The 3059-nt window shown below is 32.9% G+C and carries 3 protein-coding genes; 2 read left to right on the top strand and 1 reads right to left on the bottom strand.

What is annotated here, in order from left to right; all coding sequences use genetic code 11:
- The coding region (gene katG, locus RMN92_RS02005) for a catalase/peroxidase HPI (RefSeq protein ID WP_309607791.1) at positions 1 to 1753 on the bottom strand (1753 nt) is incomplete at its 3' end.
- Between the two features lie 238 nt (positions 1754 to 1991).
- Between katG and RMN92_RS02000 the strand changes: the two genes are divergently transcribed.
- Both RMN92_RS02000 and RMN92_RS01995 read left to right on the top strand, forming a co-directional pair.
- Positions 1992 to 2633 carry a peroxiredoxin gene (locus RMN92_RS02000; protein WP_309607790.1) on the top strand — a complete coding sequence of 214 codons (642 nt, stop codon included), beginning with the start codon at positions 1992 to 1994 and terminating at the stop codon, positions 2631 to 2633.
- 90 nt (positions 2634 to 2723) lie between these two features.
- Positions 2724 to 3032 carry a thioredoxin family protein gene (locus RMN92_RS01995; protein WP_309607789.1) on the top strand — a complete coding sequence of 103 codons (309 nt, stop codon included), beginning with the start codon at positions 2724 to 2726 and terminating at the stop codon, positions 3030 to 3032.
- Positions 3033 to 3059: the final 27 nt, after the last annotated feature.

Raw genomic sequence — 3059 nt, 5'->3', positions numbered from 1 at the left:
GAACTTTTACATCAAAACCATTATTTTTTGCTGCTTGTTCTACTCCAACAGAACCACCTAAAACAATTAAATCTGCCATAGAAACTTGTTTGTTTTCTGACTGTGATGTATTAAAGTCGTTTTGAATTTTTTCTAAAACTGCTAAAACTTTAGACAATTGAGTTGGGTTATTTGCTTTCCAATCCTTTTGTGGAGACAAACGCAAACGTCCACCATTTGCACCACCACGTTTATCTGAACCTCTAAATGTAGAGGCAGAAGCCCAAGCTGTTGCTACTAATTCTGCAATAGACAAACCAGATGAAACTATAGAAAATTTTAAATTATTAATATCTTCTTCATTAATAATAGTATAATTTATATTCGGAATTGGATCTTGCCAAATTAATTCTTCAGAAGGAACTTCTGAACCTAAATACAAAGATTTTGGTCCCATATCTCGGTGTGTTAATTTGAACCAAGCTCTGGCAAAAACATCATTAAAATCATCAGGATTTTCTAAAAATCGTCTAGAAATTTTTTCATATGCTGGATCAACTCTCAAAGCTAAATCTGTTGTCAACATAAATGGTTGATGTGTTTTAGAAGCATCGTGTGCATCTGGAACTGTGCCAGCGCCACCATTATTTACAGGTTTCCATTGGTGTGCACCTGCAGGACTTTTTGATAATTCCCATTCAAAACCAAATAAATTTTTAAAGTAATCTTTACTCCATTTGTTTGGTGTACTTGTCCACGCACCTTCCAATCCGCTGGTAATGGTATCTCCACCATTTCCTGTGCCAAAATTATTTTTCCAACCTTGGCTTTGCATTTCAATTCCTGCTGCTGCTGGTTCAAGTTCAATATATTTACTTGGATCTGCTGCGCCGTGTGTTTTTCCTAAAGTATGTCCACCAGCAATAAGTGCTACAGTTTCTTCGTCATTCATTGCCATTCTAGCAAAAGTTTCTCTAATATCGTGAGCCGATGATTGTGGATCTGGAGTTCCGTTTGGGCCTTCAGGATTCACATAAATCAATCCCATTTGAACAGCTGCCAATGGATATTCTAAATCTCTTTCGCCAGAATATCTGTTGTCTGCCAACCATTCTCTTTCTGAACCCCAATATACATCTTCTTGTGGTTCCCAAGTATCAACTCTTCCACCACCAAAACCAAAAGTTTTAAATCCGGCAGTTTCTAAAGCACAATTTCCTGCTAAAATCATTAAATCTGCCCAAGAAACTTTCTTTCCGTATTTTTGTTTTATTGGCCAAAGTAATAGTCGTGCTTTATCTAAATTGGCATTGTCTGGCCAACTATTTAATGGTGCAAAACGCTGACTTCCAGAACCTGAACCACCACGACCATCAGATGTTCTATAAGTTCCTGCGCTGTGCCAAGCCATTCTAATAAAAAATCCAGAATAAGTGCCATAATCTGCTGGCCACCAATCTTGTGAAGTATTAATTAAGTTAAAAATATCGTTTTTTAATACCGCTAAATCAACCGATTTGAATTCCTTTGCATAATTAAAATCTTTATTCATAGGATTTGAAAGCGATGAATGTTGACGTAGAATATTCAACTTTAGTTGATTAGGCCACCAATCGCGATTAATTGGACCTTTACTATTCATTTCTTTTATTTTTGCGTGCTCCATATTAATTGGTCCACCAGCAATATCGCCACCAAAAGGACATTTACTTTCACCATTTGGACTGCTATTCACATTATATGAAGTTTGGCTATCTTTTGGATTATTTTCCATAATATTTTAGTTTGAGTTTAATTGATTTACGAATATATCAATAAATATCCATAGTAAAATTAAATATCGATAGATAAAAACTATAGTTCAGTAATGTTTTTCATTTAAATGATATTTTCAAGAATCATCAGTTAAATCTATCATAACATAGTAAAATAAAATTACAAATTATAAGAATTTATTGATTTTAGGAACTACTTTTGCACAAAATTTAAAATAATATTTAAACCATACAATTATGTCATTAGTAGGTAAAAAATTTCCAAGCATTGCCGTAGATGCGATTTCAGAAATGGGTGATAATTTAAAAATTAATATTTTCGAGGAAGCTACAAAAAATAATAAGAAAGTTCTTTTATTTTGGTATCCGAAAGATTTCACTTTTGTTTGTCCAACAGAATTGCATGCATTTCAAGCAGCATTGCCAGAATTCAACAAGAGAAATACTATTGTAATTGGTGCTTCTTGCGATACAAATGAAGTACATTTTGCATGGTTGAACACGCCAAAAAATAATGGTGGAATTGAAGGTGTAACTTATCCAATTTTGGCTGATACCAATCGTAATTTATCTAATATTTTAGGGATTTTGGATATTGATTCTACAAGTTATAGCGAAGAAACAGATTCAATTATAGTGGAAGGTTCGAACGTAACTTTCAGAGCTACTTATTTAATTGATGAAAAGGGTAAAATTTTCCACGAAAGTGTAAACGATATGCCATTGGGAAGAAATGTAAACGAATATTTGAGAATGGTAGATGCTTACACGCACATTCAAGAAAAAGGTGAAGTTTGCCCAGCGAATTGGGAAGCTGGAAAAGATGCAATGAGTGCCGATAGAGACAGTACAGCAACTTATTTGTCTACACTTAATTAATAAAATAATTTTAATAACACGAATCAATATCAATTTGAAATATTAAAATTTGATGTTGATTTTTGTTATTCTCATTGAAATTAAAAATATATGTTACAGGAATTAGAAAAAGATAACTTAGCAGAAATTATTGCCTCAAACAATAAAGTTGTAGTTCAATATTCGGCATCTTGGTGCGGAAATTGCAGAATTATGAAACCAAAATTCAAAAAATTGGCTTCAGAAAATGAAAATATGACTTTTGTAATTGCCGATGCAGAAAATTTTCCTGAATCAAGAAAACTAGCCAATGTAGACAATTTGCCCACGTTTGCTACTTTCAAAAATGGAGTATTTGTAAATCAAACACAAACAAATAAGGCAGAAGTTTTAATAGAATTAGTAAACGAAGTAATATAATATGAAGCTACCTATTATAAAACACCT

Source organism: Flavobacterium sp. (assembly GCF_031363805.1).
Taxonomy (GTDB): domain Bacteria; phylum Bacteroidota; class Bacteroidia; order Flavobacteriales; family Flavobacteriaceae; genus Flavobacterium.
This window is presented reverse-complemented; position numbering and strand designations above follow the sequence as displayed.